Here is a 24560-nt window from a genome sequence, read left to right on the forward strand (position 1 = left end):
TTTATATTTTTGAATTTTTCTTGTATTATGTATATAATAAATCTTTTGAATAAAGGAGATCGTACATATGTCATTTGAACAAACGTTAGAAAAGTATGCTGCTCTTGCAGTAAATGTCGGTGTTAATATTCAACCTGGGCAAACATTATCTATTAATGCGCCACTTGAGGCAGCTCCATTTGTCCGCCTTGTTACAGAAAAAGCATATAAATCAGGCGCAAAGCATGTATATGTAGATTGGAACGATGAAGTATTAACACGTTTAAAATTTGACTTAGCTCCTGAAGAAGCATTCTCAGAATTCCCTGCTTGGAAGGCGCATGCACGTGAAGAGCTTGCAAAAGAAGGCGCTGCATTTATGTCTATCTATGCAGAGAATCCAGATCTATTAAAGGGTGTAGATGCAAAGCGAATTGCAAGTGCTCATAAGGTTGCTGGTGAAGCAATGAAAGTATACCGCGATTATGTACAAGCAGATAAAGTAAGCTGGTGCGTGATCTCTGTACCTACGAAAGAATGGGCTGCAAAAGTATTCCCTGATGTTGCGCCAGAAAAGCAAGAAGAAAAGCTATGGGATGCAATTTTCCAAGCAACTCGTGCAAATTTAGAAAATCCTGTGGAAGCATGGAAAGAACATGATGACACATTACATGAAAAAGTAGACTACTTAAATGAAAAACATTATAAAGCTCTTCATTATACAGGTCCTGGGACAGATTTAACAATTGAACTTCCAGAAAAACATGTATGGGCTGGAGCTGGAAGCTTAAATGAAAAAAACGTACCCTTTATGGCTAATATTCCAACAGAAGAAGTATTTACAATGCCATTAAAATCAGGTGTAAACGGACAAGTATCAAGTACGAAGCCATTAGTTTTTGGAGGCAACATCATTGATAATTTTACACTTACATTCGAAAATGGACGTATTGTAAACTATAAAGCTGATACTGGCGAAGAAGCTTTAAAACATTTAGTAGAGACAGATGAAGGCTCTCATTTCTTAGGAGAGGTTGCATTGGTACCTCACGACTCGCCAATTTCTAACACAAATATTTTGTTCTATAATACGTTATTTGATGAAAATGCATCTTGCCATTTAGCGATTGGAAATGCTTATGCATTTAACTTAGAAGGCGGTAAAACAATGACAAAAGAAGAGCTTGCTGAAAATGGGGCGAACTCTAGTATTACACACGAAGACTTTATGATCGGGTCAGCTGAGCTTGATATCGACGGTATTACAGCTGATGGAAGACATGAGCCAATCTTCCGTAAAGGAAACTGGGCATTCTAAAAATATAAATGATTGAATGAAAAAGAGCTGCTTTCTTAGAAAACAGCTCTTTTTCATTTTACCTCGCTTTAACGGGTAGTAAGGCTCCCACTGATTAAAGTTTCACCTTATTATAATCCTAATGAAATATATTTAATTTCTAAATACTCTTCGATTCCAAAATAACCGCCTTCACGACCAATCCCACTTTCTTTAAATCCGCCAAATGGCGCTTGTGCAACAGATGGAAGTCCATCGTTTAAACCAATAATACCGTATTCTAATGCTTCACTAATTTGAAATGCTTGGCTAATGTCTTTTGTAAATACATAAGCCGCTAAGCCATACGGTGTGTTATTCGCACGCTCAATAACTTCTTCCACCGTTTCAAATTTCGCAACTGGTGCAACAGGACCAAATGTTTCTTCAGTCATACATAACATTGTGTCATTTGCGCCTCCAATGACAGTTGGCTCAATGAAATGGCCATTTAATTCTGTAAGTGTTTGGCCTCCATATAGAATTTCGCCGCCTTTTTTGATTGCATCTTCAATATGCTCCTGTACTTTTTCTACAGCATTCGCATCGATAAGTGGCCCTACAGTCGTACCTTCTCCAAATCCATCGCCTACTTTAAGCCGCCCTACTGCTTTTTGGAATTTTTCCGCGAATTCTGCATACACCCCTTCTTGCACAAATACGCGATTTGTACATATACATGTTTGTCCAGCATTACGGAATTTCGAACCAATTACTGCTTCTACCGCTTTATCTAAATCCGCATCGCTCATTACAATAAATGGAGCATGGCCACCTAGCTCAAGCGAAACTTTCTTCATTGTTTTCGCAGCTCCAGACATTAATTCTTTTCCGATTTCAGTTGATCCTGTAAATGAAACCTTTCTTACGCGTCCATCCTCCATCCAAGTATCAGCAATTGCCTTGGCGCTACCAGTGACAATATTTAAAACACCTTTTGGAATATCGGCTTCATGTGCAAGTTCAGCTAATTTCAATGCAGTTAACGGTGTTTGACTTGCAGGTTTTACAACTGCTGTGCAGCCTGCTGCAAGTGCTGGTGCCACTTTTCTTGTAATCATTGCAGCTGGAAAATTCCACGGTGTAATCGCCGCAATAACGCCTACAGGCTGCTTCGTTACTAAAATGCGTTTATTCGGATGAGAAGCTGGAATCATGTCCCCGTATACCCGTTTCCCTTCTTCCGCATACCACTCTACAAAACTATTCGCATAGTTCACTTCCCCAAGTGCTTCTGCAAATGGCTTCCCTTGTTCCTTTGTCATAATCGCCGCAATTTCTTCTTTGTTTTCATCAATTAATGTAAACCACTTTTTTAGTTTTTGCGCACGATCAGCTGCTGTTAATTTTGACCATGATTTAAAAGCTTCATGTGCAGCATCTACCGCCTGCTTTGCCTCAGTAACTCCGCCCTTTGGAACAGTTGCAAAGATTTCCTGCGTCGCCGGATTATTAATCTCAATTTGTTCCTGCAACTGAATCCATTCTCCATTTATATACATAGCTTTCTGCTCTAGATTTACATACGCCGCTTTCTTATTCACTATTTTCTTCCTCCTTTATATTCACTTCATTTTTTTCCATATTTCTATCATACTTTCAAAAAGGCGTTCGAACAAAGAAATACCCTACAAAAAACTTTCATCCAAATGTCATTAGCCATCCTTATAGCTATATAAATCTACCTTGATTTTTCAACATATAAGTTACTGCCATGGGGTACGCAAAGTAACCTCTACTCGTTTTCTCCTCGACAAAAAAGATGCTGATGGTTTCTATGCATGAACGGGTACTCTCTCATCTAAAAAGAAAGATTATATACCTGCTTTCAATTTGTATTTATATAATTTCCTCTCCTATAAACTTCTTAATTTTCCTAGTTGCTGCAGACTGGCTTATTTTCAAAAACTCTGCTACTTTATAGCTTGATCCATATGTTTTATATGCTTTAAGGATAATATTCCGTTCTACTTCTTCCAACATTTTATAGAGGCTTTGACCGGACTGCTCAACTGTTGACCCTTGCATAGATAATGGTAAGTCTTCTATCATGACAATATCATCTGCAGTAATAACAATCCTTTCAATTACATTTTCTATTTCTCTATTATTCCCTTCCCAAGGATACCCTACAAACATTTGTAAAGTACTAGGGGCCAATTTCACATCACGTCCATACTTTTCGTTAAAGTGATGTAAATAATGATAGACTAACGGTAAAATATCTTCTGTTCGCTCGCGAAGTGGAGGAATTTGAATCGGTATTACATTCAAACGATAGTATAAATCTTTTCGGAAAGTACCTTGTCTTACCATTTCAGCTAAATCTCTATTCGTAGCTGCCACAATACGAACATCTACTTTCTTTAGTTCCCTACCTCCTACTGCGCGGAATGTTTTTTCCTGCAGTACTTGTAACAGTTTGGCTTGAATTTCAAGCGGCATTTCACCGATTTCATCTAAGAAAAGAGTCCCTTTATGAGCTAGCTCTAAAATTCCTTTTTTTCCTTCACGATTTGCACCTGTAAATGAACCACCCGAATAGCCAAACAGTTCCGATTCGATTAAGTTTGTTGGCAATGCCGCACAATTAATTTCATAAAACATTTCATTTTTACGATGACTCACTTCATGTAAATGACGCACTAATCTACTTTTCCCGACTCCGGTTTCACCTAAAATAAGGACCGTGCTATCTACCATAGCTACTTTTTTGATTGTTGCGACTATTTTTTGCATAGCTACACTTTTAAAAATGAGCCCTTCATATTCATATGTTTCTCTTAACTCTTTCTTATATGTCTTTAACTGATTATCCATCTCCTCTACTTTTTTTCGTAATTGGTAGAGCTCAGTGAGATCACGAGAATAACTAATGACTCTTCGCAAATTCCCTTGTTCATCAAACACAGGCCTTGTACGGACGTGTAAATACTCTCCCGACTTTGTTGTCTGAACAAGTTCAATCGGCTTTCTCTTCTCAATTACTTCCAACGTTGCAGATGGATAAAAAATCCCTTCTTTTTGTAACTCTTTTACATGCTTACCTACTAACTCCTCGGCAGATAATTGATAGTGCCTTTCACATGTACTATTTACACGAACAACGGTTCCTTCCTCATCCGTAACAAAGATCTCATCAAATGCATATTCAAATACATCTTTTAAATCCATAAACGCTCGTTCCTTTTCTGCAACCATTCCAGCCACTCCTCAAATTCAGGTTCCATTGCTTCACTTTATTATCGCTTATATTTCATTATAAAGTGAAACTTGCATTTAAGGGAATTTTCTGTTTTTTCAAGAGACAAACTAGAATGGTCACAAATATGTTTTATATTCATTTTGATTTTCCAGCATATACATCACTGTTACGAAAAGCAAAACGTGGCCCGTGCTCATTTTTTCTCTTTATTTTCACTTAGTATGGGGCAAGAAGAGAACCTGACCGCTTCCATGCACGACAGATGCCCTCACCCAAAAAAAGAAAGGTTTTTATATCGTATTATTTACACACGAGCGATATCTGCTTGCTCATAACAAGCTTGCAAGGAATCTTCAATAATTGTAAGCCCTTCTTCTAATTGTTCATCTGTAATGACAAGTGGCATTAAGACACGAACTACATTCCCATACGTTCCAGCAGATAATAAGAGGAGTCCTCGTTTATTTGCTTCAGCACATAAATTTGCTGTTAATACTTTATCTGCTTCTTTCGTTGTACGATCTTTAACAAGTTCGAACGCACACATCGCCCCTAAACCACGTACATCACCAATACAGTTATATTTTTTCTTCATTTCTTCAAATCGATCCATTACAACTTTTCCTACTTGTACAGCTCGATCATTTAATTTTTCTTTCTCTATAATATCCAAAACAGCTAATGCCGCAGCGCATCCTAATGGACTTCCAGCATATGTTCCACCAAGTTCCCCTGGTGCGGATTCATTCATAATTTCTTTTCGTCCAATAACACCACTAATTGGTACTCCTGCCCCTAATGATTTCGAAACAGTAATTAAATCTGGAACGACATCATAGTGATCTATTGCAAAGTATTTTCCCGTACGGCTAAAGCCTGTTTGAATTTCATCCGCTACAAATAAGATGCCATGCTCAGAGCAAAGACGACGTACTTCCTGTACGAACTTTTTACTTGGAACAATAAAGCCACCTTCACCTTGGACTGGCTCCATCACAACGGCCGCTATGCTTTCTGGTGCAACTTCTGATATTAAAAAGTTTTTAAACTCTTCAATAATAAAGTTATCGTATTGCTCATCTGTTAAGCCTTCTGGACGACGGTATTCATATGGGAATGGCGCTTTATATACTTCTGGTGCAAATGGACCAAATCCAAATTTATAAGGCTTTACTTTACTTGTCATCGTCATTGTCATCAAAGTGCGGCCGTGAAATCCTTTTGTAAAAGCAATAATCCCAGGGCGCTTCGTATATTTACGAGCAATTTTCACAGCATTTTCAACTGCTTCAGCACCACTATTTAAAAATAGTACTTGTTTTTCAAAATTTCCAGGCGCTAACGCAGCAAGCTTCTCTGCTAGTTCAATATATGGCTCATACATCATGACATTAAAGCCAGTATGAATATATTGATCTACTTGTTTATGAAGTGCCTCTTTCACAGCAGGGTGACAATGTCCTACATTAATTGTTCCAATTGCTCCCGCAAAATCGATAAATTGATTTCCATCTACATCTGTTACAAGCGCCCCATCTGCTGATTGTACAAATGTTGGAATTCCATTACTCACGCCCCTTGGTACGATATTTTGACGGCGTTCTAATAAAGAAGCTGCTTTCGGTCCTGGAATTTGTTCGTTTACTTTAGCAAATTTTGTATTCATCGTTTCTCCCATCCTTTTCTATGCTATGATTTTCTTTTTCTATATTGCAAGATGTATGCCAATTTAATGAATACAATAAACTTCTAGTTTTCTCAGGATTTCGACATAAAAAATAAGTCTACATCGACTCATTACGAGTCAATATAGACTTATTTTATTTATAGATTAGACTTTTCTCGTTCCCAAATAAGTTCTCCAGAATCAGAAATAAAATTACCGACAGAATCTAATATAATGTCTGCAAGTGGTGCTAATGTTTGACGATCACCCGTCCCAGAAAGAACACCAATTGCATAGCAAGCCCCGCTATTTTTCGCTAAATGTAAATCTGTTGGCGTATCCCCAACAACAACTACCTCCCTTGGAGATAACCCAAACTTTTCACAAAATGATTCTACAATTTGCTTGTCTGGCTTTTGGGCTGGAAATGTATCTGAAGCTATAATATAGTCAAAAAACGATTCTAAGTGACACTGCTTTAAAAAGAGGTCAGTCGGCGCCAAATCATCAGCTGTCACAATACCTAAAATAAATCCTTTATCTTTTAGTGTTTGTAAAATTATTGGTAAATCTGCTGTCATTCTTATATGTGAACGGTGTTCGTACATAAGCTTAAATATTTTTTCACTTATCCAATGATGCATGTCACACTCTTCAACAGAAGATATATGTTTACAAAAGATTTGTGCTATATCAAGACTTGTTCCTGCTGCTAATGCACTATGTGGATTAACAAACGCTCCTTCAACACCAATTTCTTGTAAAAGAACGTCCTGTAGTGATGCAGGCAATTTGTATAATTGTACAAATTCAACTACAAGCTCTTCTGCTACCTTTATCCAAATAGAATGAAAATCCATTAATGTTCCATCTTTATCAAATAGTATCGCTCTTACTTTCTCCATAACACCCTACCTTTCTGCGCTTCTTACATTCAGTGTAACAAGTAAATGTGGATGTAGGATGAAAAAATTGTAAAAATACCATAAAAATCAAAACTACTCCCAATTTACAAAAGAAATTTATGAAAATATTCCATGGGCACGCTCCTGTATGAATAATAAAAAGGATACCTTTATAAGGTATCCTCTTGATGCTTCGGAACAAATAGTTCTAGACAATGATATATATTTTCAAATTCCATTGGCGCATCCCCGCCATATTCACCATCTAAATTAATCATTAATTTATCTGGCGAATGAACTTTAATACGATTTGCCTGCGTATATAAAACCTTTGGATTATTAATATGCTCACCGCGCTGTGCTTGTGTTGCTGCTTTAATTAAATCAGCAATAGAGCCCTTCTTTAGCACTAATAAGTCAAATAAGCCATCGTTAATAGAGGCATATGGTGCAACCTTTTCAAATCCACCAACGGAGCGCGTATTCGTAATTAAAAACATCGTAATCTCTTCTTGCAATAGCTTTCCATCATACTCGATTTCAACATATGTTGGATGTAGTGACGGTAGCATTTCAATACCTTTTAAATAATATGCAAGTTGTCCTAATACCGTTTTCAACTTACTCGGTACTTCGTATGTTAATTCTGTAATACGTCCACCGCCAGCAATGTTAATAAAATATGTATCGTTCGCTCTACCAAGGTCTAGCGGAACTGTATTACCTTCGCAAATAATATCAGCAGCCTCTTCAATAGAACGAGGTACACCAATTGCACGTGCAAAATCATTTGTCGTTCCAACTGGAATGATACCGAACTTTGGACGATGTTCATGCCCTACTAAACCATTTACGACTTCATTTAGCGTTCCATCACCACCTGCTGCAATGACAACATCAAACTTACGCTCTACCGCTTGCCTCGCTGCCACAGTCGCATCTCCTTGACCCGTTGTCGCATGACAAGATGTTTCATATCCAGCTTGTTCTAATTTTTGTAATACTTCTGGTAAGCTTTTTTTAAATAACTCACGACCAGAAGTAGGGTTATAAATTATTCTTGCTCGCTTCATCATTCATTAGCACAGGAATTTCCTTCTTTATGAAAAAAGAATACACCAAACTTTTATTCAGCGTTCCTATGCCTACCTCCTCTCATCTCCATATCCTTCTTTTAGCCCATTTAAAAGGACAAGTAAGAACCTAGGCTCTTATCACTTTACATCGACAATATATATCATTTCATTCTTCATAGTACTTTCTGTTTCTTGCATATAAAACAAGGAGTTAACAATTATCCATTATTTCACGAGATGAAAAAACTCTCTATGTCTAGATTTATCATTATTTCCACCTTTTTGCAACTATCATACCATAGTTGCTATACAAACATTTTTTCACTTTTGTCAGTTAATCAAACGTTTGTTTAAATAATTTCTGAATTTAAACAAACGTTTGATTAACTCAGAAAAAACACCCAAATATGGGTGCTTTCTCTGTTTAATCTTTGTTGTTTAATCTTTGTTGTTTAATAACTTCTTGATTCTAAGAGCTAAGCTATCTCGTTATTAGCGTTTATTGATTTCTTCTAACAAGATTTTGTTAACAAGTGGTGGATTAGCTTGTCCTTTTGTTGCTTTCATAATTTGACCAACTAAGAAGCCAATCGCACGATCCTTACCGTTTTTGAAGTCTTCAATAGATTGTTCATTATTATCAAGAATTTCAGTTACAACCTTACGAAGTGTACCTTCGTCAGAAATTTGAACAAGACCTTTCGCTTTAACGATTTCTTCTGGGTCTCCACCTTTTTCAATTAACTCGTTAAATACTTTTTTCGCGATTTTAGACGAAATTGTACCTTTTTCAATTAATTGAATCATTTTAGATAGACCAGCTGGTGTTAATGCTACGTCTTTTAATTCTTTTTGTTGTTTGTTTAAGTATGCAAGTACCTCACCCATTAACCAGTTCGATGTTAACTTCGCATCTGCACCGTCCACAATTGTTGCTTCAAAGAAATCAGACATCTCTTTTGTTAATGTTAATACATGTGCATCGTAAGCTGGTAAACCAAGCTCTTCAACATAGCGTACTTTACGAGCATCTGGAAGTTCAGGGATAGAAGCACGAACTTCTTCTTTCCACTCATCGTCAATGTAAAGCTCAACTAAGTCTGGCTCTGGGAAGTAACGGTAATCGTCAGATCCTTCTTTTACACGCATTAAGATTGTTTTCTTCGTTGCTTCATCATAACGACGTGTTTCTTGTTGAATGATACCACCAGATAATAGTTCTTTTTCTTGACGAGCTTGTTCAAACTCAAGACCTTTTTGTACATAAGTGAATGAGTTTAAGTTTTTAAGCTCTGCTTTTGTACCAAACTTCTCTTGCCCTACTGGACGAAGGGAGATGTTTGCATCACAGCGAAGGGAACCTTCTTCCATCTTACAATCAGATACGCCTGTATATTGAATGATGGATTTTAATTTTTCTAAGTATGCATATGCTTCTTCTGGCGTACGCATATCCGGCTCAGATACGATTTCGATTAATGGCATACCTTGACGGTTGTAGTCTACTAATGAGTATCCTTCACCTGTATGCGTTGATTTACCTGCATCTTCTTCTAAATGAAGACGTGTAATACCGATACGTTTCTTTTTACCGTCTACTTCAATTTCAATCCAACCATTCTCTCCAATTGGCTTATCAAATTGAGAGATTTGGTATGCTTTTGGATTATCTGGATAGAAATAATTTTTACGATCAAACTTCGTTTCTGTTGCGATCTCACAGTTTAATGCCATTGCAGCTTTCATTGCAAAGTTAACAGCTTCTTTATTTAAAGTCGGAAGTACCCCAGGGTATCCTAAATCAATTACACTTGTTTGTGTATTTGGATCCGCTCCGAATTCTGTTGGACTCGCAGAGAAAATTTTCGAATTTGTTTTTAACTCAACGTGAACCTCTAAACCAATAATTGTTTCAAAATTCATCTATGCTCGCCTCCTTACAGACTTGCTTTTTTTGTATGATAATCTGTTGCTTGCTCAAACGCATGTGCAACGCGGTAAATTGTTGCTTCATCAAAGTGTTTACCGATAATTTGTAAACCAAGTGGCATGTTGTTTGCACCGAATCCACATGGAACAGAAATTGCTGGAACACCCGCTAAGTTAACTGGGATTGTTAAAATGTCATTTGCATACATTGTCATTGGATCATCAATCTTTTCGCCTACTTTGAACGCTGGAGTTGGCGTTGTTGGTCCAATAATAACATCGTAATTAGCAAATACATTGTCAAAGTCATTTTTAATTAATGTACGTACTTGTTGTGCTTTTTTGTAATATGCATCATAGTAACCAGAGCTAAGCGCAAATGTACCAAGCATAATACGGCGTTTTACTTCGTCACCGAAGCCTTCACTACGCGTATTTTTGTAAAGGTCCATTAAGTTATTCACATTATCAGAACGAACGCCATAGCGTACGCCATCAAAGCGTGAAAGGTTAGCAGACGCTTCAGAAGAAGAGATTAAGTAGTACGTTGCTAATGCATATTTAGAGTGTGGAAGAGATACTTCCTCCCAAGTTGCTCCCATGCCTTCTAATACTTTTAAAGCAGCTAGTACTGACTCACGAGCTTCTTCGCCAACACCTTCGCCTAAATATTCTTTTGGTACAGCGATACGTAAACCTTTTACATCGCCTGTTAAACCAGCTAAATAGTTGCCTACTTCAATATTTGCAGAAGTTGCATCCATGCGGTCAATACCTGAAATCGCTTGTAATAAGTATGCATTATCTTCTACTGTACGTGTAATTGGTCCGATTTGGTCAAGTGAAGATGCGAATGCAACTAAACCATAACGAGATACGCGTCCATAAGTTGGTTTTAAACCTACAACACCGCAATATGCAGCTGGTTGACGGATAGAACCACCTGTATCAGAACCTAAAGAGAATAATACTTCGCCTGCCGCTACTGCTGCTGCAGAACCACCACTAGACCCACCTGGAACGTAATCTAAATTCCATGGGTTTTTCGTAGCATAGAAACCTGAGTTTTCATTTGAAGAACCCATTGCGAACTCATCCATATTTAATTTACCAATAGTAATTGTGTCAGCTGCTTTTAGCTTTTGCACAACTGTCGCATCATAAATTGGATCGAAGTTTGCTAATATTTTGCTCGCACAAGTTGTACGAAGGCCATTTGTTACAATGTTGTCTTTCACACCGATTGGCATACCAAATAGTAAACCATTATCTTCAGCACCAATTTTCGCATCTAATTCTTTCGCTTTCACGCGTGCATTTTCTTCATCTAATGTAAGAAAAGCTTTTACGTTGTCTTCAACATCCGCAATACGTTTGTATGATTCATCTACTAAATCCGTAACGGAAATTTCTTTGCTGTTTAATTTCTTATGTAACTCTGATACAGAATGATCAAATAATGACATCGAAATTCCCCTCCTCTATTCTAATACTGCTGGAACACGGATTTGATTATCTTTGTGATCCGGTGCATTTTTTAATACTTCTTCAACTGGTAAACCTTTTTCTGGTACATCTTCACGCATAATATTTCTCATATTTAATACGTGAGTTGTTGGTTTTACATTTGTTGTATCTAATTCATTTAACTGTTCTGCAAATGTAACAATTGCATCGAGTTGTTTTTGAAATTTTTCTGCCTCTTGATCTGTAATTGCAAGACGTGCTAAATGCGCTACATGCTTTACATTTTCAACGGAAATTCTTGACACGGCTAGGCCACCTCCATAATATATCGTTCAATCTACAATACTATTGATGATACCAAATTTTCAGTACTTCAAGCAAGTCAACACGCGGCACTTACAGTATTTTTACATAAAAAAAGAAAGGCTTCTGCCTTTCTTCGTACATTACTCTTTATCTGACGGCTTGCTTTTGGGAAATCTTTCATTATCTTCTTCATTATCACGAATTGTTTTTTGTAACACAAAACATGACATTGTTAAAAATAATGTACCTATTAAATAGTACCCTTTTACACTAAGCGTTTCATCTAATGTATAAATACCAATTAACATACCTGAAAGTGCGCAAACAAACGAAGTCCATGCTAAAAATGTAAACGCTTGCGTATTTCTCCTTCTCATTGTTCTCCCCCTCGTAGCTGCATATTAATTATAGGTGATTATATTACTTTTATGGGTTTTTATGTAAAATATACTGATCTATCACAATTATTTTCTATTATAAAGTTTATTTTTTATTTAATCTGAAAAAAACAAAATATAGATTTGACATTTATTTCAAACATGCATACAATAAAAATAAATATTACGAATCTCGAAATATACGGGAGTGGAAATAATTGTTGCAATATGAACATTTTTTAGATTTACTGCTAGATAACGCCAAGAAGCTTTTCTATCCAGAAGAATGGGTGAGTCTTGATTTATCACTTTCTAAAACGGAGGTATTCTGTCTCTTATGGATGGAGCGAAATAAAGATATTACGATGACAAAAATTACTGAGCTTCTTGATATTCCAATGAGTACAACAACAGGTGTTGTAAATCGTCTTGTGAAAAAAGGATATATTGAGCGCTATCGAAATGAAAGTGATCGACGTATCGTATTAATTCGCTTAACAGAAGCAGGTATGTTACTCGTTCAAGAAGTGAAAAAAAACGTAGCTCATTACTTTAATCTTGTGACAGGAGCATTATCAGAAGAAGAAAAGGCATTCTTACTGCAAATCTTCCAAAAGATTATGAATCACGTCGCTACGTCACAACAAAAACAGGTCGAAAAGCTTTCTACACCTAACATGAAAAACATTCCGATCGAATAAAGCCCTTTATGGGTTTTTATTCAAAAATATATTTCGACACTCGTAATATTCGATAATCGAAACAAAGGGGATATAAATATGAGAATTATTTTGTATACAGGTAAAGGCGGCGTAGGAAAAACTAGCATTTCAGCAGCAACAGCTCTTCAAAGTGCCAAACAAGGGCTAAAAACATTAGTCATGAGTACAGACCCAGCTCATAGCTTAGGCGATTCATTCGGCATAAAATTATCTTCCGAACCACAAGAAATTCGTGAAAATTTATGGGCGCAAGAAATCAATACTATTTATGAAATGGAAAAAGGCTGGGGAAAATTACAAAAGTATATTACATTGCTGTTCACATCAAAAGCAGCTGACGATATTACAACTGAGGAATTAACGATGTTCCCAGGTATGGAAGACTTAATTAGTTTACTCCGTGTACTCGATTACTATAAACAAAAAACATATGATGTCATCATTATTGACTGTGCACCAACGGGAGAAACGCTAGCTATGTTAAGCTTTCCTGATATGCTCGGTTGGTGGATGGAAAAACTCTTCCCGATTAAAAGAAAAGTTTTAAAAGTTGTCCGTCCTGTTGCACAACCACTCCTCGGCGTCCCACTCCCTACTGATGATATTATGGATGAATTAACGAATACACTTGAACAGCTAGGGGAAATGCGGGATATTTTATCCAATCGAGAAGTAACGAGCATTCGCGTTGTTGTAAATCCAGAAAAAATGGTTATTAAAGAAGCACAGCGTAGTTTCACCTATTTAAATTTATATGATTATAACGTCGATGCCATCATGATTAACCGTGTCATCCCTGATACTGTTACTGACTCCTACTTCCAAGCATGGAAAGATGCCCAAAAGAAATATAAAGCACTTATCCAAGATAGCTTTCAACCACTTCCTATTTATGAAGCTCCAATGTTCGAACAAGAAGTAATTGGATTACCTATGCTAGAGCGTGTAGGAGATGCTTTGTTCAAAGATGATGCAGAACCAACCGCCGTAAAATTTAACGGGCGTACACAATATGTAAAAAAAGATGGAGATGCATATATTTTTGTTCTCTCTATTCCATTCTCAGATAAAAGTGAGCTTTCTTTAAATCAAAAAGGTGATGAACTCATCATTCGCGCAGGCTCTGTTAAACGAAACATTACATTACCCAAAACATTAACGCACTTATCCGTTCAAGGTGCAAAATTTGAAGGGGATGTATTAAACATTCGCTTTGGAGGTGCTGTTCATGCGTGAGGATTTACTAAGAAAAGCAATTCGTACAAAGGTGGAAGTTGGAATGTATATCATGAATGAATTACCTACTCCGGTTCAGCAATCTGCAAAGAAAGTGCTAAGTATTTTACAAGAAGAGCTTTCTTCTTGTATGCAAGAAACAACGAGACCTACAACTAGTAACTTAAAGAACATTACGATTGAATAAATACAATAATTGATCAAATAAAAAAGACCAGGAGTTTCCCTGGTCTTTTCATCTTACCTAACAAACATTGGATTTTATGATATACAGAATTGGAAGATACAAAATTAGGGTATTGTCTGTTAAGTATGATTATATGTCGAACGAGCTAACAACGGAGGAGTTCCTACAGTTAGTCCGTTTACCCCATATTATTTTACGATTTTCTCTAACTCTTCCAGTGAAAGATTTACTGCTATTGAACCATCTTTTGTTTCTTTCTTAATTGCGTCTATTACTTCTTTTGAATGGTACAATTCAATCACTTTTTTGATCGTTGGATCATCTTTATCTTTCGTACGAGCTGCGAAAATATTAATATATGGTTTCGCATTTTCGTTTTTTGGATCTTCTAAGAAGATAGGGTCTTTCACTGGGTCTAAACCAGCTTGACCCGCAACACCATTATTAATAACTGAAGCTGCCACATCTATTAATACACGGGGTGTTTGCTGTGCAATTACTGGTGTAATCTTTAGCTTTTTCGGATTTTCAGCAATACCACTTGGATCTCCAAATAATCCAAAGTCTTTCTTCAATTTTAATAATCCAGCTGTATCAAGAAGTTTCAATGCACGTGCTTGGTTCGTTGGATCATTTGGAATTGCAATTTCTGAACCCTCTGGAATTTCATTTGGCTTTTTATACTTTTCAGAGAATAATCCCATTGGCGCAATCTGTGTTGTACCAACGGCTGTAATATCTAACTTATGCTCCTTTTTAAATTGCTCTAAGAAAGCAATATGTTGGAATGAGTTCAATTCTATATCACCGTCAGCTAATGCTTTATTTGGTGTTGTATAATCAGAGAACTCCACAAGTTTAATTTTAATCCCTTCTTTTTCAGCTTTCTTCTGAAGAATAGTCCAAGCGTCTCCATCCGTTCCTGTTACACCGATACGAACTACTTTTTCTTTTCCTTTTGCCCCTGTATCTTCACTTGAGCATCCACTTAAAGCTGTAATTCCTACAATTGTTGATAATGCAAATGCTAATAGTTTCTTCATGCTTCTCTTCCCCTCTCGTTTTATGATCTACGTAAAAATACTTTTGAAAAGTAGTTTCCTAAGTTTTGAGCCAATTGCACAAGAATAATAAGTAATATAACTGTCACGAACATAACAGATGTATCAAAACGTTGATAACCATATGTCATTGCTAAATCACCAAGACCACCACCGCCAACAAGGCCGGCAACTGCCGAAAATTCAATTAAACCAACTGTCATAAATGTAATCCCTAAAATTAACGGTGCTACTGCTTCTGGAACAAGAATTTCGAAAACAATTCTTAGTGGTGATGCTCCCATAGCTTGCGCTGCTTCAATCACGCCTTTTGGAACTGAAACAAGATTTGTTTCTACCATTCTTGCAATTCCAATTGATGCAACCAGTGTCATTGGAAAAATTGCTGCCGCCGTTCCAATTGTTGTTCCAATAACAGTTCTTGTTATTGGACTTAAAGTTACTAAAAAGATAATAAATGGAATTGGACGAATCGTATTAATAACAATATTAAGAATAGAAAAGACCAGCTTGTTTTCTAAAAAGTTTCCTTTTCTTGTTACATATAAAAGTAAACCTAGAGGTATACCAAGTATTATAGCGAATATAAGGGTTACAATTACCATCAAAAGGGTATCCCCTGCCGCATCTAAAATCCGAGGCCAAAATATACTCCAATCAACTCGCATGGGCTTCAACCTCCTTCAATTGTACTTGCACTCTTAGATGTTGCAGCGCTTTTTGAATTTCTTTCTGTTCTCCTTGTAGTTCTACAAGAAGGTTTCCGAATAGAACATTTTGTAGTTCTATAATATTTCCATAGAGTACATTTACATCCACATTATAATTTTTAGCAATATACGATAATACAGGTTGCCCCGTCTCTTCACCAGTGAATGTTAAGCGATAAATCCTTCCGCCATTTTGAATTTTTGTCAACACACTTTTTGGTAAGTGATCATTAATAACAGAGCGCACAAAATTTTGCGTTGTCTTCGTTTTAGGTTTCGTAAAGACATCGAATAATGTTCCCTCTTCAATTACTTTTCCTTTTTCCATAACGGCTACACGGTGGCAAATTTCTTTCACAACGTGCATTTCATGTGTAATAAGAAGGATTGTTAAATTATATTCTCGATTCACTTTCTTTAATAAATTTAGAATTTCTGTCGTTGTTTCTGGATCTAACGCTGATGTGGCCTCATCACAAATGAGAATATCTGGCGATGTTGCAAGCGCTCTTGCAATTCCAACACGTTGTTTTTGACCACCTGATAGCTGTTCTGGATAATAGTTCGCCTTATCTTCTAAACCTACAAACTTTAGCAATTCATTTACTCGTTCTTTTATTTCATTTTTCGGTACTTTCGCCAATTTTAATGGATAAGCAATATTCCCAAAAACAGTTCTTGAATTAAATAGATTAAAACTTTGAAAAATCATCCCAATTCTTTGTCTTAGTTTTCGTAATTCTTTCGTTGTTAACGATGTAATATCTTTATCATCTATTGAAATGGTTCCCTCAGTTGGTCTTTCTAGCATGTTTACTAGACGTAACAATGTACTTTTTCCAGCTCCACTAAAACCGATAATGCCAAAAATTTCCCCCTTTTCAATCGACAGTGTTACATCTTCTACCGCATGAACAGGTTTCCCACCAGATTCATATACTTTGCTTACATTGTTAAAAGAAATCATCTTCTTCCCTCCTATATGCTGAAACAACTTGAAGTAGAGCCTTGAGGTAAAATAAAAAGTGCTCTCCTCCTTATCCATAATAAAAATAAGAAGAAGAGCACTTATATACTCATTCACATCTTCTCATCTTCCAAGCTTCTAAGAGCTTGCTGGAATTAGCACGGTATTAAATAACCCGTTGCTGAGGTATCACAGGGCCAGTCCCTCCACCTCTCTGGATAAGAGTGTATCAATTTAATTGTCGTTTAATTAAGTCCCATTATAAAACTCTGAAAAGTAAGAGTCAACAAAAATATCAGAAAATAATAACTTTATTTTTCATCAGGATTATGGAAAGGAAAATATCCGCTGCTAATTGAATAACATTACATGAATAAGAAATAAAACGGAGGACGATAACTGATATGAAAACAGCCCTTTTACTCGTCGATATTCAAAATGATTATTTTCCAAATGGTAAGATGGAACTACGTGGTGCCGCTGAAGCTAGCGAGTATGCAAGTCAGCTACTTCAGCATTTTCGAGAAGTGAACCAACCTATTTTTCATATCCAACATGTATCTATTAAAGAAACTGCTACCTTTTTTCTTCCGAATACAGAAGGTGTTCACATTCATGAAAATGTTCGCCCCTTAAAGAATGAAACTGTTATTCTCAAACACTATCCAAACAGTTTTCGGGAAACTGGCCTGCTAGAGCAATTGCAGAACTTAGAAATTGAACATGTTATTATATGTGGGATGATGACTCATATGTGTATTGATGCCACAGTAAGAGCTGCTTTTGATTTCGGTTTTCGTTGCACTGTTGTACATGATGCATGTGCAACAAAAGATCTCCTCTTTAAAAATGCTACGATTCCCGCTGTCTATATCCATAATACAATTTTAGCAAGTTTAAATGACCTATATGCAAATGTTATGAGTACCGAAGAGCTTTTAAGTTTTAGGAACTCCATCTGAAACAAAAGATTATGTCTGTAAAGTGAAACTTTAATCAGTGGTGGGGGTTCTTGATCCCCCGCCTATTTCTGAATCCTAAGGTGGGGGTCTTACTTCCCGTTAAGGCGGGATAAAGACATGATCTTTTATACTATTATTCACAGGTTACCATAACTTGAAGTCTCTCAAACTCGCTTTCCTCTTCACCTTATTTTTCCCTATACCTCTTACTCTAATCAACTGATTCTTTAATTTCTCTTCATATAGCAGACCTGCAACATTTACATCCGCTTGATCCGAACTTCTATTGAACTCAACTTTTAAAGATTTAGGAAGTGTATCAAATTACAGCTTAACATCACCGCTTTATGTATTACACTCTACCTCTCCTTGCGAACTACGACCTTACTATTTGTTATAAGTTACACCTGCTAAAAAATAAAAAAACACTACTTTCAGTGAGCAAGACTGAAAGCAGTGTTCTCTTGTCTAACCATAGATTTTCTTTCAAATTGAATTATACAGGAAATTCAAAAAAATAATACAGAAAAATATGACGAATGAATTAATTTTTTTAGCACTTTTGTTCCTTTTCACTCTCTTACACTTTATTAAAGCAAAATAGTTGTTTTCTAATCGGAATCTTTCTTACATGAAAAAGGCTCTCCCCATTATAGGAAGGCCTTTTCATCTATTTCTTATAAAGTTTCAGAAGTAGTTTTTGCTTGCATGTGAAGTGCTAAGTAGTCAGGTCCGCCTGCTTTAGAATCTGTACCAGACATGTTAAAGCCACCGAATGGTTGGTAACCTACGATTGCACCAGTACATCCACGGTTGAAGTATAAGTTACCAACGTGGAAGTCTTCACGTGCTTTTTCGATATGTTCACGGTTGTTAGAGACAACTGCTCCTGTTAAACCGTATTCTGTATTGTTTGCAATTGCAAGTGCATGATCAAAGTCTTTTGCTTTACAGAATGCTACTACTGGTCCGAAGATTTCTTCTTTCATTAAGCGAGCATCTTCTGCAACGTCAGCAACGATTGTTGGTTGGATGAACCAGCCTTTAGAATCATCACCTTCGCCACCAGCTACTACTTTACCTTCTTCTTTCCCAATTGCAACATAGCTCATTACTTTATCAAATGCAGCTTGATCATTAACTGGTCCCATGTTCATGCCTTTTTCAGCTGGGTTACCTACAGTTAATTCTTTTGTTAATTCAACAGCACGATTTAATACGTGATCGTATACATCTTGGTGGATTACTGCACGAGAGCAAGCAGAACATTTTTGTCCTGAGAATCCAAATGCTGATGCAACGATAGATTTAGCAGCTAATTCAAGATCTGCTTCTTTATCAACAACGATTGTATCTTTACCGCCCATTTCAGCGATAACGCGTTTTAACCAAATTTGACCTGGATTTACTTTTGCTGCGCGCTCGTAAATACGAATACCTACATCGCGTGATCCAGTGAAGCTAATGAAACGTGTACGAGGGTGGTCTACTAAGTAGTCACCAACCTCAGATCCACTACCAGGGATGAAGTTTACAACGCCTGCTGGTAAGCCTGCTTCTTCTAAAACTTCCATAAACTTCGCTGCTACTACAGGTGTTGTACTAGCTGGCTTTAGTAATACTGTGTTACCAGAAACTAATGCAGCTGTTGTCATACCTGCCATAATTGCGAATGGGAAATTCCAAGGAGAAATAATTACACCTACTCCTAATGGAATGTAAGAGAAACGATTATATTCAATTGGACGGCTTTCTACTGGAATACCGTCTTTTAATTTTAACATTTGACGACCATAATATTCCATAAAGTCGATTGCTTCTGCTGTATCAGCATCTGCCTCATTCCATGGTTTACCTGCTTCTTTTACAAGAATAGCAGAGAACTCATGTTTTCTACGACGAACGATTGCTGCAGCACGGAATAAAATGTCTGCACGCATTTCTGGTTTTGACTTTCTCCAAGTTTGGAATGTTTCATCCGCAACTTGCATTGCTTTTTCAGCTAATTCACGGCTTGCTTTTGAAACACTACCTACAACTTCTTCTTTATTTGCAGGGTTTACAGAAACGATTTTCTCGTCTGTAGTGATCTTTTCTCCCCCGATAATTAATGGATAGTCTTGTCCAAGATAAGATTCAACTTTCTTTAAACCTTCTTCAAACGCTAACTTGTTAGCCTCTACTGAAAAATCTGTAAATGGCTCATGTTTGTATGCTACTACCATTCTTTTTAGCCTCCCCTTAGAAAAACGTTTACATTTTACAACATTATTCTACACGATAATTTAGATTTATTCAAATATTCCTAGACTTATATTTTAAAAATTAATTAATTTTTAAAATATAATAAATAAAAAAAAAGCTTCATACGTACGTATGAAGCTAAATAATATGAACATACTCCATAATATTTTTTCCAATTAATAAAATTGTTACTAGTAAAAATAAAGTACGAACATACCCAACACCTTTTTGCACAGCAAACTTTGATCCTAAATATGCTCCTAAAATCATAGATAATCCCATAATAATACCGTATTCAAAATGAATAATGTCTAAAAATAAAAATGTAATTAAAGATACAATATTACTAACAAAATTCAAAACTTTTCCAGACGCAGCTGCTCGAATAAAATCCAAACCAATTAATAAAAATGCAAAAATTAAAAAAGATCCTGTTCCCGGTCCGAAAAAACCATCATAAAATCCTATAATTAAAATAACGAAGTAAAACATTAATGCTTTTCCTTTTGTCATCTTTTTATAGGTCGAAACACTTCCCCAATCCTTTTTTGCAATAATATAAATCGCAATAAATACCAACATTACCAGTACAAGCGGACGCAAAATATCCGGTGGAATAAATTTTACTACTAAAGCTCCTATAATGGCCCCAATAATAGTTAATGGGATTAACTTTCCCACTATACGAAAATCAACCTTCTTTGAACGAATAAAATAAACTGTACTTGTTAATGACCCCATTGTCGAAGCTAACTTATTTGTAGCGATTGCCGAAGCTGGTGGTAATCCTACAAACATAAGTGCAGGAAGTGAAATGAGTCCCCCTCCTCCAACAACTGAATCAATAAATGCAGCCAAAAAACCAAAAGCAACGAGTAATACAACAATCTGTAAACTTAACTCATCCATGTCTTTTCTCCTTACCCCTTTTTGTTCATAACATTAGAAATTATAACAAAATTACAGAAGAAAAAAAGCCGTTCCAGAAAGGAACAGCTTTTTTCTTAATCTAAAATTTTCACAAATGGTTCATCCTGCTTCGCATCACGAATAATAATAGCTTCAGGACGTTCAACAGATTTAATTGTCACCTGTACTTTCACATAATTCGGGAAGTATTGCATAACAAGTCCCGCCACATATTGCGTAAATCCAATCACTTCTGCTTTTCCGTTAAATTGAACAGGAATTTCAATCTTCATTTCTTTTAATTGATCATCTTTATAAAATCCTGTACCTACAACAGCTGTGTAATCGCCTTTGAAATACTCACTCAGCTTTGCTTTAAAGTTTTCTACAGTTGTATAATCTTCACGCACATCCGTCTTAGCTGATTCAGAAGGGAACAAGTAATACTTTTCATTAATTGCTTTCCAATCGCCTACTTTATCACTACCTTTATCGACTTGAGCGTAAGATACAAATTTCCCTGGCACAAGTGTTGATTTCGCTCCTTGACGATAAATCGCAAACGTAATCGGGACATTTTTCACATCTGGCTTTTTCTGTTGTAACTGAGATAAAATTTCTTGCGCCATGCGTTTACCCTCTGCTAGCATCTCTTCTTCCTTAATTTCAGCTTCACGTGGGTATCCGTGTTCTTCATTGTAATAATGAACGGAATTCATCGCGAGACCAATAACAATTCCGCCTAATTCAACTTGATCGCCTTTTCTCGCATAATAATCATGTTCTAAAATATTCGAAAGATAAATTGGCTTTTTCCTATTGCGTACCTCCAATGATTCAGATCCTGGATCTAAAGCAGGGTTCAATCCAATGTTCGGAAGCTTATCTGCTTCTTTTTTGCCAAGTTTCTCTTCTAGTTCCTTTTGCTCAGCATCTGTACGCTTTCTTTTCACAAGCATTTGAACCATTTCTTTTTCTAAAAATTTACCACCCTGGAATAAATAATCTTTCGTACTAAACGATTCTTTCGCAATACGCATTAGTCCTGTTTCAAATTCATCTATATCCAGACGGCTATTTAATCCTTGGACAACTAAGCCACGTGCAGAACCTGGATCAAATGGCACCGTTGTTTTGTAATAATCCTCAGAAATAGAATATTTCGGAACAATCGCTTGTTCTTTTGATTTACCCGACTTGTCAACAACTTTTTCTTCTTTTTTTATACCTGTACTACATCCACTTAGAAGTAGACTTAGGCTTAATACCGCTAATGCTATTTTTTTCATGGTAAGTTTGCACCTCTTACTTATTTAGCTCTTGTAAGAACCTCTCTTCATTCCAAACCTCAATATTATGTTTCTCTGCTTGTGCTAATTTTGATCCTGCCGCTTCACCAGCAACGACTAAATCAGTACTCTTACTTACACTACCTGTTACTTTTCCACCTAGCTCTTCAATCTTTTTCTTCGCTTCAGTGCGCCCCATGACTTCTAGTTTTCCTGTTAGGACAATTGTTTTTCCAGCGAAGTAAGACGCAATATTTTGTAAATCAGCACGTTTTATGCCTTTGTAGGCCATGTTAACACCGTACTCTTTAAATTGTTGTAATAACTCTAACACGTCTTCATTATCAAAGTACGTTACGATTGATTGAGCCATTTTCTCGCCAATTTCATTAATCTCTTTTAACTCTTCTTCAGTTGCTTTCACAAGGTGGTCCATCGTTTCAAAATGCTCAGCTAACGTGCGAGCTGCTTTTGCACCGACATGACGAATACCAAGTCCAAATAATAGACGCTCCAAAGAATTTTCCTTAGACGCTTCAATTGCTTGTACTAATTTAGATGCCGATTTCTCACCAAAACGCTCTAGTTGTAACAATTGCTCTTTCGTTAATGGATACAAATCTGCAAATGTCCGAATATAATCTGCTTCAAAAAGCTGTGTAATAACACGCTCTCCAAGGCCATCAATATTCATTGCATTTCTTGAAACGAAATGAATCAGCCCTTCACGAATTTGTGCTGGGCAGGCTGGGTTAATACAACGTAGCGCTACCTCTTCTTCTAAACGAACAAGTTCACTGTCACAATCTGGACAATGCGTTGGCATATGGTACTCATCTTCCTCACCAGTACGTTTATCAAAAATAACGTTAACTACTTCTGGAATAATGTCTCCCGCTTTTTTCACAACAACGTAGTCGCCAATTCGAATATCTTTTTCACGAATTAAATCCTCGTTATGTAGAGATGCGCGGCGGACAATTGTTCCAGCGACTCGAACCGGCTCTAGTTCTGCAGTTGGTGTCACAACACCAGTACGTCCTACACTTAGTTCAATACCTGTTAATCTCGTTACAACTTCTTCTGCCGGAAACTTATAAGCAATTGCCCAGCGTGGACTCTTTGCTGTTGTTCCTAAGCTTTCTTGCAAAGCTACATCATCTACTTTAATTACAATTCCATCAATCTCATAATCAAGATTTGGGCGCTTTTCCTGCCATTCTTCTACATAAGCGATTACGTCTTCAATTGTTTCACACGTGCGACGATTTGGATTTGTTTTAAATCCAAGTTCACCTAAGAAGTTCAATGACTCGCTATGTGATGCAATCGTTTTTTCTTCCACATCAGCAAGACCGTACACAAACATAGATAACTTGCGCTTCGCGGCTACTTTCGGATCAAGTTGACGTAGTGATCCCGCTGCTGCGTTACGTGGATTTGCAAAAACAGCTTCACCATTTTGCTCTTTCTCTTCATTTAATTTCACAAATGAACGCTTTGGCATATATGCCTCGCCGCGAGCTTCCAATGTCACTTCTTCTTTCAAACGAAGAGGAATTGCTTTAATTGTTTTTAAATTTTGCGTAATATCCTCACCAGTTACGCCATCACCACGTGTTGCTCCTTGAACGAAGCGTCCTTTTTCATAATGAAGGGAAACAGCAAGACCGTCAATTTTTAGTTCACATATATATCTTACATTTGAATCATCAATTCCTTGACGTACTCTGCGATCAAAATCGCGTAAATCTCCTTCATTAAAGGCATTTCCTAAACTTAACATCGGTGATTTATGCGTGACTTTTTCAAATATATCAAGCACTGCTCCTCCAACTCGAACAGTTGGGGAGTCTTCCGTTAAAAATTCTGGGTTCTCTGCTTCTAATTTTATAAGCTCCTGCATATCACGGTCGTATTCCGCATCAGAAACAGAAGGATTGTCTAGTACGTGATATTGATAGTTGAATGCATTGAGCATATCACGAAGTTCTTCTATACGCTGCTTTGTCTCTTCTTTTGACATA

Annotated in this window: 21 protein-coding genes and 1 riboswitch; of the genes, 5 read left to right on the top strand and 16 right to left on the bottom strand. The window is 36.7% G+C overall.

The features are described from left to right. Positions 1–67: 67 nt before the first annotated feature. Positions 68–1297 carry an aminopeptidase gene (locus tag BLV40_RS18210; RefSeq protein WP_090692588.1) on the top strand — a complete coding sequence of 410 codons (1230 nt, stop codon included), beginning with the start codon at positions 68–70 and terminating at the stop codon, positions 1295–1297. Between the two features lie 110 nt (positions 1298–1407). On the opposite strand, the gene BLV40_RS18215 is transcribed toward BLV40_RS18210, so the two are convergent. The 9 genes from BLV40_RS18215 to BLV40_RS18255 all read right to left on the bottom strand — a co-directional run bounded on the left by BLV40_RS18215 (position 1408) and on the right by BLV40_RS18255 (position 12246). Continuing rightward, a complete protein-coding gene (locus BLV40_RS18215; protein WP_090692592.1) occupies positions 1408–2859 on the bottom strand; it encodes an NAD-dependent succinate-semialdehyde dehydrogenase in 1452 nt (483 codons plus the stop codon). Between the two features lie 295 nt (positions 2860–3154). After that, entirely contained in the window at positions 3155–4516 is a 1362-nt protein-coding gene (locus BLV40_RS18220) for a sigma-54 interaction domain-containing protein (RefSeq protein ID WP_090692596.1), read from the bottom strand. Positions 4517–4824: 308 nt separating this feature from the next. Beyond that, positions 4825–6186: a 4-aminobutyrate--2-oxoglutarate transaminase gene (gabT, locus tag BLV40_RS18225; RefSeq protein WP_090692598.1), complete on the bottom strand. Its 1362-nt coding sequence runs from the start codon at positions 6184–6186 to the stop codon at positions 4825–4827. A 158-nt stretch (positions 6187–6344) separates the two neighbouring features. Then, a complete protein-coding gene (locus BLV40_RS18230; RefSeq protein WP_090692601.1) occupies positions 6345–7091 on the bottom strand; it encodes an HAD family hydrolase in 747 nt (248 codons plus the stop codon). Positions 7092–7261: 170 nt separating this feature from the next. After that, positions 7262–8167 (bottom strand): diacylglycerol kinase, encoded by a 906-nt coding sequence (locus BLV40_RS18235; RefSeq protein ID WP_026593326.1) that lies wholly within the window; start codon positions 8165–8167, stop codon positions 7262–7264. A gap of 492 nt (positions 8168–8659) precedes the next feature. Beyond that, entirely contained in the window at positions 8660–10090 is a 1431-nt protein-coding gene (gene gatB / locus BLV40_RS18240) for an Asp-tRNA(Asn)/Glu-tRNA(Gln) amidotransferase subunit GatB (protein ID WP_026593325.1), read from the bottom strand. A gap of 14 nt (positions 10091–10104) precedes the next feature. Beyond that, positions 10105–11562, bottom strand: a complete 1458-nt coding sequence (gene gatA / locus BLV40_RS18245) for an Asp-tRNA(Asn)/Glu-tRNA(Gln) amidotransferase subunit GatA (RefSeq protein ID WP_026593324.1) — start codon at positions 11560–11562, stop codon at positions 10105–10107. Between the two features lie 15 nt (positions 11563–11577). Further along, entirely contained in the window at positions 11578–11868 is a 291-nt protein-coding gene (gene gatC / locus BLV40_RS18250) for an Asp-tRNA(Asn)/Glu-tRNA(Gln) amidotransferase subunit GatC (RefSeq protein WP_026593323.1), read from the bottom strand. Between the two features lie 141 nt (positions 11869–12009). Further along, on the bottom strand, positions 12010–12246 hold the full coding sequence (locus BLV40_RS18255) for a YiaA/YiaB family inner membrane protein (protein WP_026593322.1): 237 nt from the start codon (positions 12244–12246) through the stop codon (positions 12010–12012). 218 nt (positions 12247–12464) lie between these two features. On the opposite strand from BLV40_RS18255, the gene BLV40_RS18260 reads away from it, so the two are divergent. From BLV40_RS18260 to BLV40_RS18270, 3 genes are all read left to right on the top strand, one after another. Beyond that, positions 12465–12947, top strand: coding sequence for a MarR family winged helix-turn-helix transcriptional regulator (locus BLV40_RS18260; protein WP_090692603.1), 483 nt, complete (start codon positions 12465–12467; stop codon positions 12945–12947). 78 nt (positions 12948–13025) lie between these two features. Further along, positions 13026–14204, top strand: coding sequence for an ArsA family ATPase (locus tag BLV40_RS18265; RefSeq protein WP_090692607.1), 1179 nt, complete (start codon positions 13026–13028; stop codon positions 14202–14204). After that, positions 14197–14391 (top strand): DUF3926 domain-containing protein, encoded by a 195-nt coding sequence (locus BLV40_RS18270; RefSeq protein ID WP_090692610.1) that lies wholly within the window; start codon positions 14197–14199, stop codon positions 14389–14391. The genes BLV40_RS18265 and BLV40_RS18270 overlap by 8 nt, the downstream gene beginning before the upstream one ends. Before the next feature lie 188 nt (positions 14392–14579). Here the strand turns inward: BLV40_RS18270 and BLV40_RS18275 are convergent, their stop codons facing one another. Genes BLV40_RS18275 through BLV40_RS18285 form a run of 3 tightly spaced genes read right to left on the bottom strand, consistent with a single transcriptional unit; the run spans position 14580 to position 17129 of the window. Continuing rightward, positions 14580–15434: a MetQ/NlpA family ABC transporter substrate-binding protein gene (locus BLV40_RS18275; protein ID WP_090692613.1), complete on the bottom strand. Its 855-nt coding sequence runs from the start codon at positions 15432–15434 to the stop codon at positions 14580–14582. Between the two features lie 20 nt (positions 15435–15454). Continuing rightward, complete coding sequence (locus BLV40_RS18280; protein WP_090692615.1) at positions 15455–16120, bottom strand: methionine ABC transporter permease; 666 nt, start codon at positions 16118–16120, stop codon at positions 15455–15457. Next, positions 16110–17129, bottom strand: a complete 1020-nt coding sequence (locus BLV40_RS18285; protein ID WP_090692619.1) for a methionine ABC transporter ATP-binding protein — start codon at positions 17127–17129, stop codon at positions 16110–16112. The genes BLV40_RS18280 and BLV40_RS18285 overlap by 11 nt, the downstream gene beginning before the upstream one ends. A gap of 120 nt (positions 17130–17249) precedes the next feature. Further along, a riboswitch (SAM riboswitch) is annotated at positions 17250–17354 on the bottom strand. 179 nt (positions 17355–17533) lie between these two features. On the opposite strand from BLV40_RS18285, the gene BLV40_RS18290 reads away from it, so the two are divergent. Next, positions 17534–18091 (top strand): cysteine hydrolase family protein, encoded by a 558-nt coding sequence (locus BLV40_RS18290; RefSeq protein ID WP_026593315.1) that lies wholly within the window; start codon positions 17534–17536, stop codon positions 18089–18091. 677 nt (positions 18092–18768) lie between these two features. Here BLV40_RS18290 and pruA read toward each other — a convergent pair. From pruA to ligA, 4 genes are all read right to left on the bottom strand, one after another. Then, positions 18769–20316, bottom strand: a complete 1548-nt coding sequence (gene pruA, locus BLV40_RS18300; protein WP_090692623.1) for an L-glutamate gamma-semialdehyde dehydrogenase — start codon at positions 20314–20316, stop codon at positions 18769–18771. Positions 20317–20473: 157 nt separating this feature from the next. Further along, positions 20474–21244: a TSUP family transporter gene (locus BLV40_RS18305; protein WP_026593313.1), complete on the bottom strand. Its 771-nt coding sequence runs from the start codon at positions 21242–21244 to the stop codon at positions 20474–20476. 95 nt (positions 21245–21339) lie between these two features. Continuing rightward, positions 21340–22533, bottom strand: coding sequence for a CamS family sex pheromone protein (locus BLV40_RS18310; RefSeq protein WP_026593283.1), 1194 nt, complete (start codon positions 22531–22533; stop codon positions 21340–21342). Between the two features lie 16 nt (positions 22534–22549). Then, positions 22550–24559, bottom strand: coding sequence for an NAD-dependent DNA ligase LigA (ligA, locus tag BLV40_RS18315; RefSeq protein ID WP_090692627.1), 2010 nt, complete (start codon positions 24557–24559; stop codon positions 22550–22552). Between the last annotated feature and the right edge of the window lies 1 nt (position 24560).

It is taken from the genome of Bacillus sp. 166amftsu (genome assembly GCF_900107445.1).
In the GTDB taxonomy this organism is placed as follows: Bacteria; Bacillota; Bacilli; order Bacillales; family Bacillaceae_G; genus Bacillus_A; species Bacillus_A arachidis.

Bases quoted from the DNA above. Each gene is read 5' to 3' on its own strand.
- BLV40_RS18210 (WP_090692588.1), top strand. From the start codon at position 68: ATGTCATTTGAACAAACGTTAGAAAAGTATGCTGCTCTTGCAGTAAAT.
- BLV40_RS18220 (WP_090692596.1), bottom strand. From the start codon at position 4,516: ATGGTTGCAGAAAAGGAACGAGCGTTTATGGATTTAAAAGATGTATTT.
- gabT (WP_090692598.1), bottom strand. From the start codon at position 6,186: ATGAATACAAAATTTGCTAAAGTAAACGAACAAATTCCAGGACCGAAA.
- BLV40_RS18230 (WP_090692601.1), bottom strand. From the start codon at position 7,091: ATGGAGAAAGTAAGAGCGATACTATTTGATAAAGATGGAACATTAATG.
- BLV40_RS18235 (WP_026593326.1), bottom strand. From the start codon at position 8,167: ATGATGAAGCGAGCAAGAATAATTTATAACCCTACTTCTGGTCGTGAG.
- gatB (WP_026593325.1), bottom strand. From the start codon at position 10,090: ATGAATTTTGAAACAATTATTGGTTTAGAGGTTCACGTTGAGTTAAAA.
- gatA (WP_026593324.1), bottom strand. From the start codon at position 11,562: ATGTCATTATTTGATCATTCTGTATCAGAGTTACATAAGAAATTAAAC.
- BLV40_RS18255 (WP_026593322.1), bottom strand. From the start codon at position 12,246: ATGAGAAGGAGAAATACGCAAGCGTTTACATTTTTAGCATGGACTTCG.
- BLV40_RS18265 (WP_090692607.1), top strand. From the start codon at position 13,026: ATGAGAATTATTTTGTATACAGGTAAAGGCGGCGTAGGAAAAACTAGC.
- BLV40_RS18270 (WP_090692610.1), top strand. From the start codon at position 14,197: ATGCGTGAGGATTTACTAAGAAAAGCAATTCGTACAAAGGTGGAAGTT.
- BLV40_RS18275 (WP_090692613.1), bottom strand. From the start codon at position 15,434: ATGAAGAAACTATTAGCATTTGCATTATCAACAATTGTAGGAATTACA.
- BLV40_RS18280 (WP_090692615.1), bottom strand. From the start codon at position 16,120: ATGCGAGTTGATTGGAGTATATTTTGGCCTCGGATTTTAGATGCGGCA.
- BLV40_RS18285 (WP_090692619.1), bottom strand. From the start codon at position 17,129: ATGATTTCTTTTAACAATGTAAGCAAAGTATATGAATCTGGTGGGAAA.
- BLV40_RS18290 (WP_026593315.1), top strand. From the start codon at position 17,534: ATGAAAACAGCCCTTTTACTCGTCGATATTCAAAATGATTATTTTCCA.
- pruA (WP_090692623.1), bottom strand. From the start codon at position 20,316: ATGGTAGTAGCATACAAACATGAGCCATTTACAGATTTTTCAGTAGAG.
- BLV40_RS18305 (WP_026593313.1), bottom strand. From the start codon at position 21,244: ATGGATGAGTTAAGTTTACAGATTGTTGTATTACTCGTTGCTTTTGGT.
- BLV40_RS18310 (WP_026593283.1), bottom strand. From the start codon at position 22,533: ATGAAAAAAATAGCATTAGCGGTATTAAGCCTAAGTCTACTTCTAAGT.
- ligA (WP_090692627.1), bottom strand. From the start codon at position 24,559: ATGTCAAAAGAAGAGACAAAGCAGCGTATAGAAGAACTTCGTGATATG.